The sequence below is a fragment of the Arthrobacter sp. R4-81 genome, from assembly GCF_054792365.1.
Genome location: NZ_CP096445.1, coordinates 907,199 through 922,069 on the forward strand (window position 1 = coordinate 907,199; position 14,871 = coordinate 922,069).

A 14,871-nucleotide genomic window follows, 5' to 3' on the forward strand; every position below is an offset into this window, starting at 1 on the left:
GATTCGAATGTCAAACACAGGCGTAGCACCCGATGGCCGCCGTCAGCGCGGCGATGAGTCCCGGCGCGCCATTCTGCGGCTAGCCGTCGACCGGGCATCGTTGAGCGGACTTGATGGGCTCACAATCGGCGGACTGGCAAGCGAGCTTGGCGTCAGCAAAAGCAACGTCGCAACGCTGTTTGGATCGAAGCTGGATCTGCAGCTCGCGACGATTGAAGCCGCGCGCAGGGTATTCATCGAGAAGGTCATCTCTCCGGCGCTCGCCCGTCCACGCGGACTCCGGAGGCTCATCGGCCTTGTTGAGCTGTGGCTGGACTACTCAGAGGGCCGCGTTTTCGCGGGTGGATGTTTTTTCCGTGCCGTCGCGGCCGACGCTTCGGCAAAGGACGACGCCGCCCGGGAACTTCTCGCGCGGATCGATGAGGAATGGCTGGCGTTCCTGAGGCGTGCCGTGCGGGAAGCTGAGCCGGAATTGCCCGGCTTAGCAGGCCGGAGCAACGCCGCCGAGGTGCTCGCGTTCGAGATCGGGGCGATGCTCGATGCCGCGAACATGACTTCCCTGCTGCACCGGACACCGCGCGGATACTTACTTGCGCGGAGCGGGATCCGGGAACGGCTCATCGCGCTGGGCGCCCCAGCGGACATCGGCCTGTCACCCGATTCAGCTGCGACGTAACTACAGCCACCAAACTACTGAACCATGACGTTGTCATAGGTGGCGGTGGTAGTCAGCGTTGCGCTGTGCGACAACGTCGCCAGACCCACCAGGATGGTGTCCGGCATGGGGATGGATTGCGTGCCGCGCTGCGTCCAGGTACCCGGGGTCCCGGACGCGTCCGGCGCCGTGAAACCGGTAAAGGTGTCCCCGGAGCGCACCAGCTTGATCCAGTACGTGGGCTTTATGCCCGCCGTCGACGTGTAGTTTGTCTGCGTGCCGCTGCTCCGGTAAGCCCATTCAGCGCCACCGCCTGTAGGGGGTTGCAGAGCCATCATGGCGTGCTTGCTGTCGGTGTTGACGCTTTCGCGGAACATCACGGCGGCCTTGGCGCCCTTGTGGGAGGTGCTCAACGAGGTGACCCTGGCGATGATCGTCCCGTCGCCGGTCCAGAATTTGTAGAGGTAATGGAACTGATCCTGCTGCCAGATGTCAGCCCCGTTGCCCACCTCTGTGTACGTCCCCGCTGAATACGTCGACGACGTCGGGCCGGCCGTTCCCGCGCCCACGTTGATGATGTCCGTGAAGATGCCGGGAGTGACCATGATGTTGAAGGTGTCGTTGTCCGTAAGGACTCCTCCGCTGCCGGTGCTTCCGAGGTCGCTGGTCAGCATCTGCAGCGTGGCGGTGCCTGTGAAGTTGGACTGAGGAGCAAAGCGCAGCCCTGCGAGTGCGGTGTTGATGGCGGTGATTGTGCCGGTGAAGCTCATGGTGGCATCGGCAGTTCCGTCGCCGGTTGTGAAGGTCAGGCCAGCAGTGCCTGAGAGCGTGCTGGTGCCGTTGGTACTTATCAGCTGCACCTGAGCCGAGGAGGCATCGGGATCGGCTGTGGAGATGGCATTGCCGTTGCTGATAGTGAACACTGCCGGGGTGTTCTGGAACGTCGTTTGGCTTGCCGGCACCGTATTGCCGGGTGCGTCGTTGACCGAAGTAACCGAGACTGTTCTGGTGGCGGGGATGCTGGTGAAGATCCCGTCGCTGGCAGTGAATGAGACTGTGCGCGGTGCGGTTGATGGGTTGTTGCTGCTGTTCGAATACGTGATGGAGCGAAGTGCCGCCTGATAATCTGCAACGTTCGCAGTTCCGGAGAGGGCAAGGGCGCCTGAGGCAGCGGTCCACGTGCCGGTGATTCCAGCCTGGTTGGTGAAGGCGAGCGCGTCCTGGCCATTGACGTAGTTGGTGGTTAAGGTGACGTCCGCCGACGTGAGGGTGGGGCTGTCGGCGTCGCTGATGGTGATTGCGGAATCGAGGAAACTGCTCCCGTTTTCCGTGTAGGCAAGGCCCGTGCCGGTGGTAGCGAGAAGCGGGGCTGCCCCGACGCTGATGGTGAACGTCTGCACGGGGCTGGTGTCCAATCCGCCGAATGCAGTACCTCCGTTGTCTTGAAGGCTCAAAATCACGGTCGCGACTCCTGCAGCCTGGGGCGCCGGCGTATAGCTGAGGGTGCCAGTGCCACTGACCGAGGGCTGGACAGTGAACAGCGCGGGGTTGTTGTTGGTTGCCGTGAAGCTGGCCGTTTGCCCGGATTCGCCGGCGCCGGTTGAGATCGAAGTGGCCCAGGAGGGAAGCAGTTGGCTGCCGGAGTTGCTGGGAACGGTCTGATCCGCGCCCTTGATGAAGCTGGGCACCTCGTTGGACGGGTTCACGATGATGTTCACCGTCACCGTATTGGAGTCGAAGACGCCGTCGTTCGCCTTGTACGTGAACGAGGCCACGCCGCTGAAGTTTGCCGGCGGTAGGTAGTTGAACGAACCGTCGCTGTTGAGCGTCAGGCCTGGCGTTCCCGAGACGAGGACTGCGGTCAGGGAATTGCTTTCAGGATCTGAATCGTCGGCCAAAACGCCAGGAGCGCTGGCGGAAATGGCGGTGTCCTCATTGGTGGTGTAGCTGCCACCAACCGCTAATGGTGGCGTTGTCAGGGACACGTTGTCGAAGACAGCCGTATTGACACTCACGTTGCTGACGGCAGACACGGCGAGTCCGGCCTGAATGGCCGAGCCCATGGTGACCGTCTGGGACGCGCCCTGTTGAACCCAGGTAACGCCGTTGGCCGACCTCTCACCGATGACCAGGTTGCCGATCCTGGTGATCCGTACCCAATACGGAGCGGCGATTCCGGCCGTTACGGTGGTGGCTCCTGACGCTCCGTCAGTGGCCAGCCGCCAGTGGAATTCGGAACCGTTGGACTTCATGACGTCCATCATTGCGTGGATGCTGCCGGCGGCCGTTGTCTGCCTGAACATCACTCCTGCCTTGGCCGGGCCAACGGTTACAGGGGACTGGTTCTGCGAGACGACCTTGGCTGTGAGTCTGCCGTCGCCGGTCATCGGCCGGGAGAGGAACTGGAACTGGTCCGAGCTGTTCCAGATGCCGGAGCCGCTCCCGGCAACCGTGTACGTGCCGCCCGAGTAAGAACTGGAGCCGGCAAGAAGGGGTGCTCCCACATCCTGGTTGACGGCGAAAATCCCCAGTGCACTGACGTTGATGGTTACGCTGCCGGTGGCGGAGAGGGCTCCGCCGGTGCCGGTGTTGCCAAGGTCGCTGGTGACGATCTGCAGGCTGGCTGCGCCGGTGAAGTTGCTTGTGGGAACAAAAGTGAGCCCGGACAGCCTGCTGTTGATGGTGGCAATCGGGCCAGTGAACGTCATGGTGCCGTCCGAGGTACCGTCGCCGGCTGAGAACGTCAGACCGGTCAGAACAGGCAGTGTCACGGCGCCGGAGCCCGCTGTCAGTATCACTTGCACGGTGGAGCCCGCAGCATCGGCGTCGCTGACTGACACGGGGTTGTTGTTGGCGGAGGAGAACACCCGGCTCGTGTTCTTCGGGGTCTGCTGGGCGGCCGGGATGATGTTCGCGGGAGCGTCGTTAACCGCACCGACCGTCAGGGTGACGCTGGCAACGTTGGAATCCGAGCCGCCGTCGTTGGCCTTATAGCGGAAGGTGTCAGTGCCGTTGAAGTTAGCCTCCGGCGTGTAAGTGAACGTCCCGTCGGCCCTGAGCGCAATCGTGCCGTGGGCAGGCCCGGTGACCAATACAGCAGAGAGTGCATCAGCTTCCGGATCGGCGTCGTTGGCCAGCACAGCTCCGGAAGTGACGCTCAATGGTGAATCTTCGGTGAGGGCATAGTTGTCGGCAGCGGCGGTGGGAGCGCCGTTCTGGACTGTGACCGCAGCGCTGCGGTCACTCTCCGCACCCGCCCAGTTCGCCGCGAACAAGGCGGTGACCGAGTAGGTCCAGATCCCCGCGGGGACACCGGTTTCCGTACAGGTCAAGACCGTGATGGTGCCGGCGCAGCCTGCCAGGACAGTCTGTTCGCTGGTTCCCGAATAGCGCTTCACGAGATAACCACTCACCGGCGTTCCCGTGGTCAGGGTTGTTGCGCCCCAATTGAGGGTGACGAAATGGCCGACGACGACGGCAGTCGGCACCGTGCCTCGGTTGACGGACGCTGCTGTTGCCCCTCCACCCCCTCCCGGGAGGGACTCTGCGCTCCAGTATGCCCAGGCGGCCCCCGCTGCCAGGCTGGTAGCCAGCAGCAAACAGATGACCCAGTGCAGCCGCCTCCAGCGGTTAAACCTCACGGCTGCGCCTCCAGGAACACTGTGAACCTGGCGCCTTGGCAAGCACTATTGGCGTCGGCGGACATCGTCAACCCGTTCGCCAGGGTCACAGTGAGGGTTCCGTTGAACGCCCCTGCTGCGCCTGGCACCGTCCAACCGGCACCGCCGTTTGACTGGCTGGAAAAAGCCAGGGCTGTCAGGGCGCATCCGGAGTGGCCGGGATCTACGGCATAGCCGCCCGCTCCCTGGTCAGGATCCACGGTGAGGGCGGCAAGATGCACAGCCGCGGTGTTGGGATTGCTGATGGTCAGGAGCACGTCGGCGTTCCCACCCGGATACAGGACGCCCGACGCCGACGCTCCCGGAGTGAGGGCCAGAGCGGAGGCTGTGACCGCCGTCGTCCCCGTTCCGGACCCCGACCCGGAGGCGAGCCATAAGGCACCTGCTGCACCCGCGACCGACAACACCGTGGTCAGGACCAGGACGAGGACTGTCGCCGGAGCAAGAAACAGGCGGCTGCGGAAGGCGCAGTTCCTCCTCATGGTGACAGTCATCGGAACTCCTGGGATTAGCGGAACGATAAAGGGTGTTAGCTGATGGCGTAGGCGAGATTCACCGTGGCGCCTTTGCATGCATCCTGGTTGGTGGCCTTGTTGTTGAAGGCGATGGTGGCTCCGGTCCAAGCGCCCTTAGCCGTGCCGGCCGGAACCTCGGTGCCCACAGTCATGGCGGCATTGGCGATGGTGTAGTCGGAGGCGTCGCAGCCAACGGCTGCCACCCCGTTGACGGTGACGCTGGAGATGCTGGCGGTGACGCTCGAAACATACCCAGGGCTGGTGTTGCCGTTCGTGAAATTTCCGCTCAGCGTTTGTGCAGCGCCGCCGGGCTGCAAGCCCGAAATGAAGCTGGTCTGCACGGCCGTGATAGGGACGTTGGTGGACGTGGCGGCGGTACCTGTTCCAGAGCCACCCGTGGACCAGAAGGCATAGGCCGCGCCGGCTCCGGAAAGGAGGACGATGGCGGTGGCTGCAACGGCCGCAGTTTTTTTCGAGTTTTTTCGCATGAGGGAACTCCAAGGGTGATGAGAGCTGAATGTTGGGAAGGCTCGCGAGAATTGCAGCTCCCGGAGGACGGGATCACTGAAAAGTTCGTGAGTGAGGCCTGGCAGGTGATGTGTTCAACCGGTCATGGTTCCGCGGGTTTGGGACGTGAAAGCGCCCTCACCTGCTGCGGCGCCCCCAGCGCCTCATGTCCATCTTGTCGATCGGGTGCCTCGACAAGAGACACGCTAACAGCGGAGAAATGCGAAACTTGAGAATCTGTGAAGGCGCGGAGAATCTTGAGGAAAGTTTGACTGAGCTTGCTTTAGGCCGTGGAAATCCTGCGCAAACCCTTACGTCAACCTCCGTCACGGTCCTCCAGGACCATGGCATGGGACTGGAGCCTGGACAAAAAAAGCGCCGCCAAAAGCGCTGCTGCCACATGGGTGCCCACCATCAGGTCCCCGGAATGTGAGGATGCAGGTCCGGCGGGAACCGCAGGCAACTGCCGGTCCAGGCGCTCATGTCCGTGCTGCGACGAACCCGCGCCAGGCATGGCCGCCGCGAAAAAAGTCAGAGCAAGGTGCAGCAGCTGTTGGATCAGCCCGCAAAACACCAGCAGGGACCAGCCGGAGGCCAGAAGCCGTCCCAACAAGGTAGCGGCCAAACTAATCAGGGCCGTCAGTGCCAGGAGAATCAACGGTCCAGGGTTCTGACCCCCGGAGATCACGTGCGCAAGCGACCCCAGACTGACTGCCGCGGGCCCGGCCAACCACCCATAACGTTGGCTCCGACGCCGGAAGTCTTCTGCCACGGGAATCCCCTACTGTGGTCGATCCACTCACTCATCTGCGCTTGAATCTACTGTGTGCCCATACGATTGTCAGCATGATCAGCCGCGCAGACGTTGAGGAAGCCGCCACCAGAATAGCCGGAAGGGTCCGCCGCACGCCGCTGATCCAACTTGACTCCGGAACGTTCGCGGGCGAGGTGTGGCTCAAGTGCGAGTTCATGCAGCACACAGGAACATTCAAGGTCAGGGGTGCCTTCAACCGCATCCTCGCCTCCCATGAACGGGGAGAGCTGAATCCTGACGTGGGCATCGTCGTCGCCTCCGGTGGGAATGCCGGCCTTGCCAACGCATATGCTGCCCAGCAGCTCGGAGTCCCCGCGTCTGTATATGTCCCGGAGAGCGCACCGGCGGTAAAGGTCAGAAAGCTCGTGGCCAGCGGAGCAAGCGTGATCCAGGGCGGAACCGAATACGCGGAAGCCTACGAGGCCGCCATAAAATATGTGGAAGAGACCGGGGCCGTTTATTGCCACGCCTACGACCAGCCGGAGATCGCCGCAGGGGCCGGCACTGTCGGTTCTGAACTGCTGGAACAACTCGAGGGTGTGGACACTGTTGTGATCGCGGTGGGCGGTGGAGGCCTCATGGCGGGGGTGGCGGCAGCCGTGGAAGGCCGGGCAAAGGTGCTCGCCGTCGAGCCGTACACAGCCCCCACTCTTTCCGCGGCACTCAGGGCAGGAGAGCCTGTTGATGTTGCTGTCTCGGGGATAGCAGCTGACTCCCTGGGAGCACGCCGGATCGGAGAGATCGCCTTCGCCGTGGCGTCCCGTACCGGCGTAGCAAGCCTTCTGGTTTCCGACGACGACATCGTTACCGCTCGCTCTTGGTTGTGGGACCAGTACCGCGTCGTCGTAGAGCATGGCGCCGCGGCTGCCTTCGCCGCCCTCCAGTCCGGTGCCTATGTCCCTTCCGAAGGTGAGCGGGTCGCCGTAGTTCTCTGTGGCTCCAATACAGACCCCGCCACCGTTTAGCACGCATATATAACGCGCCGAAAAGTTTTGTTACCGAAACGTGACTTCTGGCAGAAGTAGAAGTTACTCTCTTGTGGTGCCCCCGGCTCCAGCCGGGGCATTCCCGCGTCAGTATGCCGAACCCTGCCGCTGACGGGGATTCGTCCGCATTTTTCAGCGGCAGGGACGGGGGAACCACGATTCCACTCGGACCTCTTGTCAGGTCCTAGGGGTTAAGTCGCTTCGCCCCGCCCCACGGCGGTGTGGACCGGCCGGGTGAACTCCCATCCGAACCCGACAGCTCACCCCGCAGGCATGGGAGAGGCAAAAACACCATGTCACAAAAGTCCATTTTGGCGCGCCATCGTGCCACCCCTACCGGCTCAACCGTCATGAGCGGGTTGTCGACTTCGGCTAAGTCCCACGCTATAGGGCTGGGCAGGCCGGCCCTCATCATCGCCGCCGTATCAGGCCTTCTTTTCGGTGTCGGGGCTCCCGCCCATGCTGGAGCCCAGGCACCGGATGGCTCCACCGGGGCCACTGCCGCAACCGCTGCCCAGGCAACGGCACCGGTGCAGGCAGCAGCTGTTGCCCCGGCCGCAGGAAAGGTTCACACGGTTGTCTCCGGCGACACTCTCGGAGCCATTTCGGCAAGCTACGGCGTAACCCTGAACTCGGTCCTCGCCGCCAACAACCTGGCGGTGACGTCCATCATCTATCCCGGCAACCAGATCCAGATTCCGGGAGCAGGGTCGGCGGCTGCGCCCACCCTGTCCCTGGCATCTACCTCCATCAAGCCCGTCGCGGCTCCAGCGCCCGCGCCCGCACCGGCTCCTGCGCCTGCGCCTGCTCCCGCGGCCGCCAGCGGCACGGGGGCAGCTTTGCTGGCTGCCGCCTATGGCCAGATTGGCGCCACCCAGGACTGCACCATTCTGGTGGAACGTGCCCTCCGCTCCATCGGCAAGAGCGTAGGTGACCTCGCCCCGACGCAGTTCTTCCAGTACGGAACGGTGGTTGGAACTCCCGCTCCCGGCGACTTGGTGATCAGCTCCGGGCACATCGGGATCTACGCCGGCAACGGACAAGTCGTCAGCAGCGGCATGAACTATGTCAACGCAACACTTGTTCATCCGTTGTCCTGGCTCTCGGGCTACTCATTTGTGCGGGTTGCCTAGTCCGGCCTTCCAGAAGCGCAGGGCAAAGGAAAGCGGCAGGTGCCGGGACAACCGGTATCTGCCGCTTTCTGAGCTTTAGCTGCCTCGCCGTCAGTCACACTTTCAGCGGCAACTCATGAACTTCGTCCGCGCGGTGACCTGTGCGTTCGTGGATCCGCTGGACTGCTTCGGCTGACGGGGCCTCTGAGAGGCAGTAGATGACTCCGTCTTTCGGGTCCGCCCATGCGTTCTTGAAATTGACGTTTTCCTCGGCCTGGATGGCCAGATCAGCTGCATGAGCTGCCTGGAGGTCCTCCCTGGTCAGCCCTTTCATGTTGTGGTGAACATCCATATATTCCGGCATAGTTCCTCTCCTTAGCTACGGTCTGCATGGTTTGCAGTGTGGAGTTAAGGGAGACGCTAGGCCTCTGGCCTCACACGGTCAATAGGCTTGTCGTGGGGAATAATGGGCCAATGCAACCCGATTGGAGTACCCGCATCAGCTGGCCCGATCTGCCGGAACACGTGAGGGCCGGCATCGAAGAGATCCTGGAAACTCCCGTACAGGAATGGAGCAGCCAGCGGGGTGGATTCTCCCCGGGTACTGCCGACAGGGTACGAACCGCTTCGGGTCAGAGGGCCTTTGTTAAGGCAGTTGGCGCGGCCCTGAACGAGCATTCCCCATCGATTCATCGGAAAGAAGCGGCAAATACCGCCGGCTTGCCTCCAGAGGTACCGTCACCCGCGTTGATCGGGACGTTCGACGACGGTGAGTGGGTTGCCCTCATCCTGGCTGATATCGAAGGACGTGCTCCGCGTGTTCCGTGGTCCTCGGCCGAACTGACCGTTGTTTTGAATGCGCTGCTGGAACTGGCCAGCACTCCCGTCCCGCAATCCTTGGCGCATCTGCCGTTCCTTGAACATGAGCTTCGTGAGGCGTTCGGAGGATGGGCACGTGTGGCGGGCGAGGAGCCCGAAGGCTGCGACCCCTGGATCCTGGAGCACCTGGATGCCCTCGAAACACTGGCCACACAGGGCCTCAAGGATCTCCGTGGCAACAGCCTGGTGCATGGGGACGTCCGGGCCGACAACATCCTGATCACGGACAACAACACGGCTGTCCTGGTCGATTGGCCGTGGGCTTGCATCGGTGCCGGTTGGATCGACGCGCTGTCACTTTTGATCAATGCGCGGGTGTTTGATGCAGACTTCGATGTTGAGTCGGTGCTGTATTCCCATCCGGTCTTTTCCCAGGTTCAGCCAGGCAGCGTTGACCGGGTCCTGTCCGGACTTGGAGCGTATTTTATTGATGCTGCCCGTCAGCCGCCGCCCGCCGGACTTCCCACTATCCGTGCATTCCAGCAGCAGCAAGGCGACGCTGTGATCGCCTGGCTCCAACAGCGTGCCTGCGTCAGGTAAGCCTGTGCTGGAAAGACCCGCCCCTGCTGCTGGAGGATCTGGACAATACGCAATCAAAAGCCGCTTGAGGTATCCCGCGGGAGAAACATGGCAAAGCAAATCTGGCGCGTCAACTCTTGAATGACATCGATTCTGCCTTGCCTGCCGAACGGGTTCGCTGTGTAGATCGCCAATGAATAGGCGGTACCGCCCGAGCTGAGGACAGCGACGTCGTGCATGTACTCGCCCAGGATGCCGTACTTGTGATGGACGGTCACACCGGCAGGAACTGCCGGCGGTATGAGTTCTTCATTGTTGGTCTCCTGCATATAGGCCAGCAGTTGGGCAGTGTGTCCTGCATTGATGAGGTCTCCTGAATACAGCCTCATCAACAAGGTGGCCGTCTCCATTGGCGTCAGGAGGTTTTGTGTGGGGTCGTAGCTGATACCGATGGAGGAGGCATATTCGATGAGCCGGGGAAAGCCGATAGCTTTCATGAGAAGCAGCCATGAATCGTTGTTGCTGGAATTGATCATGGCCTCCAGCTGGAACGCGGCCGTGTAATTGCCGAGCGGCTCGTCCAGCTTCAGATCTCCCGTTTCCACGAAGTGATAGTAGGCGACGGCTGTGAGGACCTTGGCCGTGCTGGCTGCGAGATAAGGGGAAACATCCCCGTACAGACGCACTTCCCCACTGCCCACGTTTCCCAACGCGATGCCGATCCTGAAATCCCCGTTTGCAGCGAGGATTCGCAGAATCTCATCATCCAATTCCTCTGTCATACCCGGGGGCGGATGCCCTTGCGGCTTCGGTTCCCGGGGGAGCAGGTAACCGACGTCGGCAAAATCTCGGCCGTCCGTCTGGCTTGCCCGCGGAAGGAGATCAGGACCGTCCGGAGCCGAGCGAAGCGGGGCAAAGATCAGGGTGGCCAGGATGATGACGGCCGTTACCGTCCAGATCGCCACCAAGCGCGTCGCTGCTAAGCGAAGCACCACCCCAGGCCGCTTGCCGCTTGTACTTGCTGGGTCTGATGAAGTCATCCCGGATCCCTCCACGCCAGCCAGCAGGGACCGCCTGGCTGCATCAGCGGATTCGTCGTAGACGTCGGCGCGAGGCGTCTACTGCACCGAATGTAGCCGCGCCTTCAGCCATTGTCCATGGAGAGGCTTCGGCCTTGCCCCGCTCCGACGGCCCTGCCCCGCTTGAGCTGCCCCGCCCCGGGCCGCTTAAGCGGGGCAAGGCCGCCTTTGTGAGATATGGGAGTGCCGCACGCATCCCCCAATGCATCGGATGCGGGCGGCACTCCTGTCTATTGCTGAGACCCTGCTTATTTGTTGAGACCTATTTGTTGAAACGCCCGGGGCGGAACGTCGCCAGCATCGGATGTTTCTGGCCCGACATGATCTCCTCGGCCATCAGCTCTCCGGCAATCAGGCCAAGGGTCGCTCCGGAATGGGTGAAGGCCACGAAGCAGCCGGGGGCCTTCTCGAGTTCACCGAACACCGGCTCGCCGTCGCCCGGAATCGGTTTACGGCCGATCTTCCAGGACGCAGGCTTCAGCTCAGGGTTTCCGGCTACCAGCCTGGAGGCTTCATCGGCCAACTCCTGCACCACTTCATCCGGGATGGTGAAGCTGCCGTCCGGGAACTCAGTGATCTGTTCCTCGTACCAGTCGTGATCGAGGGCCAGCGTGCCGCCAGGGTTGGGACGGACTGCGGCCCGCGGGGTATTCAGCACTGCTGAAAGGGAGTGCTCTACGGGCTTGGTCACAACCAGCATCGCGATCGGCGAAGCGTTGGGGATCTCGACGCCGAGCGGCGCCACGACCGCGGGCGTTGCTGCTCCGCAGGCAACCAGAACGGCGTCAGAACCGTAGGTCTCGCCGTCGGCCGTGGTTACGCCGCTGGCCACACCGTCGGTAAGAACCACCGACGCTTTTCCGGCGTTGGTGACCAGCTGGCCTCCGCGTTCGTGGAATTCGCCCATGAGGAAGTCCACCAGATCGGGCAGGCTGACCCAGCCCTCACCAGGATTGAAGATGGCGTTCTCCGGAATAGCGGAAGCATCTATCCCCGGCGTGACAGTGCCGACGGCGGCCGGTTCGAGCAGCTTGGAGTCGTAGCCGATCGACTTCTCGTAGACGTGCCTGGCCTCGGTGACTCCGGACTTGCCTTCGACATTCCACATGAGCCCGCCGCCGAACTGCAGCCACTCCCGGTGGGGGTCTGCGGCAAACAGGGTACGGTAGCGGTCGACGCCGGCCATCCGCAGCTCATGGTACGGACGGGAGCGTTCCCCAGCGGAATTCAGCCAGGAGAGGGACCGTCCGGTCGCCTCGCTGCACAGCTGGCTTTCGGTAATGAGGGTGACGGCCGCACCGGCCCGCAGCAGATGCACTGCCGAGGAAACGCCGAGGATTCCGCCGCCGATAACGGCAACGTGCTTGGCGGAAACAACGGATGACATAACGGGCTCTCTTTCTTGAGGCTAGGAAATAATCAGGGGGCAGCTGCCCGGCTAAGGAATGCCAGGGAAGCAAAGGTGTGTGGGGCTAGCTCTGGGAGTGGATTTTCTCGATGATCCGGAGTGCTTGCACTGATTCGGCGGGGTCTACCGGCAACGGTCCCTGACCCATAAGCGCATCGCCCAGGACCTGGTAGAACTCGGGATAAGCGCCGCGTTCCGGCCGCACCAGCTCCTCGGAGCCGTCAATGCCAAGCCGGCCCCACGTGCTTTCGGGTTCCACCCCATAGTGCGGATCGGTGGGACGAACGCCCGCGTCCAACGCAGGTTCCTGCCCGTCCAGGCCCCACTTGGTGTAGCCGGCCTTGGTCCCCAGAATATGGAAACGGGCGCCGACCTGGGCTGCAGCCCCGTTCATCCAATGGCGGGACCGGACGCCGGACTGGTGCAGTAATGACACAAAGGCCTCCTGATCTGCACCCTCAGCCCCCGAGCCGGAGCCCTGTCCGTGTATGGAAGTTTCGCCATAGCTCTCCTCCACGGGGCCAAAAAGCTGGATGGCCTGGTCGATCAGGTGCGCGCCGAGATCATGCAGGATGCCGCCGCCGTCGCTAATGGGAGTCGTATCCCGCCAGTTGCCGAATCCTTCGGGGCGCCACCATTCAAAGCGGGATTCGAAGGTGCGTACTTCACCCAGCGATCCCGCGTCCAGGAGCTTTCGGACAGTGAGGAAGTCGGCGTCCCACCGCCTGTTCTGGAAGACGGTGAGCCGCACCCCTGCCTCTGCAGCCCGGGAGATAAGCTCCTCGCCTTGTGCTGAGTTGGGCACAAAAGGCTTGTCCACCACCACGTCCAGTCCACGGTTGATAGCCTTCACCGCCAGATCAAAGTGTGTAACGGGCGGCGTCGCAAGGACAATCAGGTCCACAGCCCCGGCCCGGTCGAACAGCTCCTCCGCTGTTGTGACGACGTCGGCAGCGGGATAGCTGCTTTTCGCTTGACGGGAGCGTTCGGGATCGGCCGTGACAATAAAGTCCAGCGAGTACCGGGGATCGGCGGCAATTAGCGGGGCGTGGAAGACGCGTCCCGAAATTCCAAAACCGACGACGGCGGTGCGGACAGGATCACCGTGCAGGTCCCTATTCACCCCTTGGTCCGTCATTACAGCACCTCGGAGAGGAAGCGCTGGAGGCGTTCGCTCTTGGGGTGGTCGAAGAGGTCCGCAGGGGTGCCGACTTCCACGACTTCGCCTTCGTCCATGAACACCACTTGGTCAGCCACCTTGCGGGCGAAGCCCATCTCGTGGGTGACCACCAGCATGGTCATGCCGCGGCGTCCAAGTCCGGCCATGAGGTTCAGAACGCCCTTCACGAGTTCAGGGTCCAGCGCGCTGGTGGCTTCATCGAAGAGCATGACTTCCGGTTCCATGGCCAGTGCCCGTGCGATGGCGACACGCTGCTGCTGTCCGCCGGAAAGGTCTCGAGGTCGATGGTCGGCCTTTTCTGCCAGCCCTACCTCGGCGAGGCTCCGGTGTGCCCTTTTCCTGGCCTCGGCTTTGGACATGCCCTTGACGCTCCAGAGTGCCAGAGCGACATTTTCAAGCGCGGTGTGATCCGGGAAGAGGTTGAAGTGCTGGAAGACCATGCCGATGCGGCGGCGGAGGGTGTCCGGCTGCACGGCCAAGGCGCTCTTGCCCGCCAGCAGGACATCTCCGCTCTTGGGTTCGTGCAGGCGGTTGACTCCACGCAGCAGGGTTGACTTGCCTGAACCGGAGGGCCCGATGATGCAGGTGGTGGTGCCGGGAGCCACAGACAGGCTGACGTTACGGAGGACTTCGATGTCGCCGTAGGCCATGGTGAGGTTCCTCAGTTCCAGGCTGGAGCCGTGGAATGTGTGGATCTCCTGTGCTGGGATATTGGTGCTGGTGCTCATGTGTTGCTCCCGGTGATGAGGGGCGATGCCGAGTCGAGTTCCTTGACTTCCTTCAGCCCGCTGCTGGGCGGGGCAGGCAGGCGGCGTCCGGTACGGAACCGGTTGTCAAAGTAGTTCACGAGGTGCGTCAGGGGCACCGTGATGATGAGGTAGAAGATCCCGGCCATTACCAGGGGCGAGAGGTTGCCGGACAGAACTGCGGCGTCCTGGCCTACGCGGAACAGTTCGCGTTCGCTGACGAGCAGGCCCAGGAAGTAGACCAGGGACGAGTCCTTGACGATGGCGATGAATTGGTTGACGAGGGCTGGCAGGACGCGGCGGATGCCCTGCGGAACGACCACCAGGGCCATGGACTTGGCGTAGCTCATGCCCAGGGCGCGGCACGCCTCGCCTTGCCCTTTGTCCACGCTTTGGATGCCGGCGCGGAAGATCTCGCCGATGTAGGCGCTGGCGATCAGGCTCAGGGCGATGATGCCGAGCGGGTAGGGGGAGGGTCCGAAGACCGATTGGCTGAACCGGGCGAAGCCCTGGCCGATCAGGAGGATAGTGAGGATGGCCGGAAGGCCGCGGAACAGGTCCGTGTAGATCCGGGCGGGGATGCGCAGCCATTTCGACGGCGATATCCCCATGACTGCCACGATCATTCCCAGTACCAGGCCGATGGCCGTAGCAGCAATGGAGATGATCAGGGTGTTCATGAGTCCAACGCCGAGGAGTTGGGGCAGGACTTCGGCCATTGCCCCGAAGTCGAAGAACGTGCGGATGATGGTGTTGAGCCAGTCCATGGTTGCTCTCAGTGCTAGTAGCGA

General features: G+C 62.6%; 14 protein-coding genes and 1 riboswitch. Of the genes, 4 read left to right on the forward strand and 10 right to left on the reverse strand.

The genetic code is table 11. From position 1 onward, the window contains the following. Positions 1–7: 7 nt before the first annotated feature. Entirely contained in the window at positions 8–676 is a 669-nt protein-coding gene (locus M1E05_RS04235) for a TetR/AcrR family transcriptional regulator (RefSeq protein ID WP_461164540.1), read from the forward strand. 14 nt (positions 677–690) lie between these two features. On the opposite strand, the gene M1E05_RS04240 is transcribed toward M1E05_RS04235, so the two are convergent. The 4 genes from M1E05_RS04240 to M1E05_RS04255 form a co-directional block, all read right to left on the reverse strand. Beyond that, positions 691–4,296: a tandem-95 repeat protein gene (locus tag M1E05_RS04240; RefSeq protein WP_461164541.1), complete on the reverse strand. Its 3,606-nt coding sequence runs from the start codon at positions 4,294–4,296 to the stop codon at positions 691–693. Next, complete coding sequence (locus M1E05_RS04245) at positions 4,293–4,829, reverse strand: hypothetical protein (protein WP_461164542.1); 537 nt, start codon at positions 4,827–4,829, stop codon at positions 4,293–4,295. Before M1E05_RS04245 ends, M1E05_RS04240 begins: the two co-directional genes overlap by 4 nt. 35 nt (positions 4,830–4,864) lie before the next feature. Further along, positions 4,865–5,338 carry a hypothetical protein gene (locus M1E05_RS04250; RefSeq protein ID WP_461164543.1) on the reverse strand — a complete coding sequence of 158 codons (474 nt, stop codon included), beginning with the start codon at positions 5,336–5,338 and terminating at the stop codon, positions 4,865–4,867. 335 nt (positions 5,339–5,673) lie between these two features. After that, positions 5,674–6,129 carry a hypothetical protein gene (locus M1E05_RS04255; protein ID WP_461164544.1) on the reverse strand — a complete coding sequence of 152 codons (456 nt, stop codon included), beginning with the start codon at positions 6,127–6,129 and terminating at the stop codon, positions 5,674–5,676. Positions 6,130–6,203: 74 nt separating this feature from the next. Between M1E05_RS04255 and M1E05_RS04260 the strand changes: the two genes are divergently transcribed. Further along, the gene (locus M1E05_RS04260; protein ID WP_461164545.1) at positions 6,204–7,136 is read left to right on the forward strand and encodes a threonine/serine dehydratase; all 933 of its coding nucleotides are present in this window, start codon (positions 6,204–6,206) and stop codon (positions 7,134–7,136) included. Positions 7,137–7,244: 108 nt separating this feature from the next. Then, a riboswitch (cyclic di-AMP (ydaO/yuaA leader) is annotated at positions 7,245–7,446 on the forward strand. A 4-nt stretch (positions 7,447–7,450) separates the two neighbouring features. Continuing rightward, positions 7,451–8,290 carry a LysM peptidoglycan-binding domain-containing protein gene (locus tag M1E05_RS04265; RefSeq protein WP_458112007.1) on the forward strand — a complete coding sequence of 280 codons (840 nt, stop codon included), beginning with the start codon at positions 7,451–7,453 and terminating at the stop codon, positions 8,288–8,290. Between the two features lie 94 nt (positions 8,291–8,384). On the opposite strand, the gene M1E05_RS04270 is transcribed toward M1E05_RS04265, so the two are convergent. Next, positions 8,385–8,633 (reverse strand): SCO4226 family nickel-binding protein, encoded by a 249-nt coding sequence (locus M1E05_RS04270; RefSeq protein ID WP_309107770.1) that lies wholly within the window; start codon positions 8,631–8,633, stop codon positions 8,385–8,387. A 110-nt stretch (positions 8,634–8,743) separates the two neighbouring features. Here M1E05_RS04270 and M1E05_RS04275 point away from each other — a divergent pair, with 110 nt between their 5' ends. After that, complete coding sequence (locus M1E05_RS04275) at positions 8,744–9,688, forward strand: phosphotransferase (protein ID WP_458112006.1); 945 nt, start codon at positions 8,744–8,746, stop codon at positions 9,686–9,688. Between the two features lie 53 nt (positions 9,689–9,741). Here M1E05_RS04275 and M1E05_RS04280 read toward each other — a convergent pair whose 3' ends face one another. The 5 genes from M1E05_RS04280 to M1E05_RS04300 form a co-directional block, all read right to left on the reverse strand. Continuing rightward, positions 9,742–10,707, reverse strand: a complete 966-nt coding sequence (locus M1E05_RS04280) for a serine hydrolase (RefSeq protein ID WP_461164546.1) — start codon at positions 10,705–10,707, stop codon at positions 9,742–9,744. 301 nt (positions 10,708–11,008) lie between these two features. Next, positions 11,009–12,133: an NAD(P)/FAD-dependent oxidoreductase gene (locus tag M1E05_RS04285; RefSeq protein WP_461164547.1), complete on the reverse strand. Its 1,125-nt coding sequence runs from the start codon at positions 12,131–12,133 to the stop codon at positions 11,009–11,011. An 85-nt stretch (positions 12,134–12,218) separates the two neighbouring features. Beyond that, entirely contained in the window at positions 12,219–13,292 is a 1,074-nt protein-coding gene (locus tag M1E05_RS04290; protein ID WP_461164548.1) for a Gfo/Idh/MocA family protein, read from the reverse strand. Next, complete coding sequence (locus tag M1E05_RS04295; protein WP_458112002.1) at positions 13,292–14,062, reverse strand: amino acid ABC transporter ATP-binding protein; 771 nt, start codon at positions 14,060–14,062, stop codon at positions 13,292–13,294. The genes M1E05_RS04290 and M1E05_RS04295 overlap by 1 nt, the downstream gene beginning before the upstream one ends. Next, the gene (locus tag M1E05_RS04300) at positions 14,059–14,847 is read right to left on the reverse strand and encodes an amino acid ABC transporter permease (RefSeq protein WP_458112001.1); all 789 of its coding nucleotides are present in this window, start codon (positions 14,845–14,847) and stop codon (positions 14,059–14,061) included. The genes M1E05_RS04295 and M1E05_RS04300 overlap by 4 nt, the downstream gene beginning before the upstream one ends. Positions 14,848–14,871 lie beyond the last annotated feature (24 nt).

Bases quoted from the DNA above. Each gene is read 5' to 3' on its own strand.
- M1E05_RS04235 (WP_461164540.1), top strand. From the start codon at position 8: ATGTCAAACACAGGCGTAGCACCCGATGGCCGCCGTCAGCGCGGCGAT.
- M1E05_RS04245 (WP_461164542.1), bottom strand. From the start codon at position 4,829: ATGACTGTCACCATGAGGAGGAACTGCGCCTTCCGCAGCCGCCTGTTT.
- M1E05_RS04250 (WP_461164543.1), bottom strand. From the start codon at position 5,338: ATGCGAAAAAACTCGAAAAAAACTGCGGCCGTTGCAGCCACCGCCATC.
- M1E05_RS04260 (WP_461164545.1), top strand. From the start codon at position 6,204: ATGATCAGCCGCGCAGACGTTGAGGAAGCCGCCACCAGAATAGCCGGA.
- M1E05_RS04265 (WP_458112007.1), top strand. From the start codon at position 7,451: ATGTCACAAAAGTCCATTTTGGCGCGCCATCGTGCCACCCCTACCGGC.
- M1E05_RS04270 (WP_309107770.1), bottom strand. From the start codon at position 8,633: ATGCCGGAATATATGGATGTTCACCACAACATGAAAGGGCTGACCAGG.
- M1E05_RS04275 (WP_458112006.1), top strand. From the start codon at position 8,744: ATGCAACCCGATTGGAGTACCCGCATCAGCTGGCCCGATCTGCCGGAA.
- M1E05_RS04280 (WP_461164546.1), bottom strand. From the start codon at position 10,707: ATGACTTCATCAGACCCAGCAAGTACAAGCGGCAAGCGGCCTGGGGTG.
- M1E05_RS04285 (WP_461164547.1), bottom strand. From the start codon at position 12,133: ATGTCATCCGTTGTTTCCGCCAAGCACGTTGCCGTTATCGGCGGCGGA.
- M1E05_RS04290 (WP_461164548.1), bottom strand. From the start codon at position 13,292: ATGACGGACCAAGGGGTGAATAGGGACCTGCACGGTGATCCTGTCCGC.
- M1E05_RS04295 (WP_458112002.1), bottom strand. From the start codon at position 14,062: ATGAGCACCAGCACCAATATCCCAGCACAGGAGATCCACACATTCCAC.
- M1E05_RS04300 (WP_458112001.1), bottom strand. From the start codon at position 14,847: ATGGACTGGCTCAACACCATCATCCGCACGTTCTTCGACTTCGGGGCA.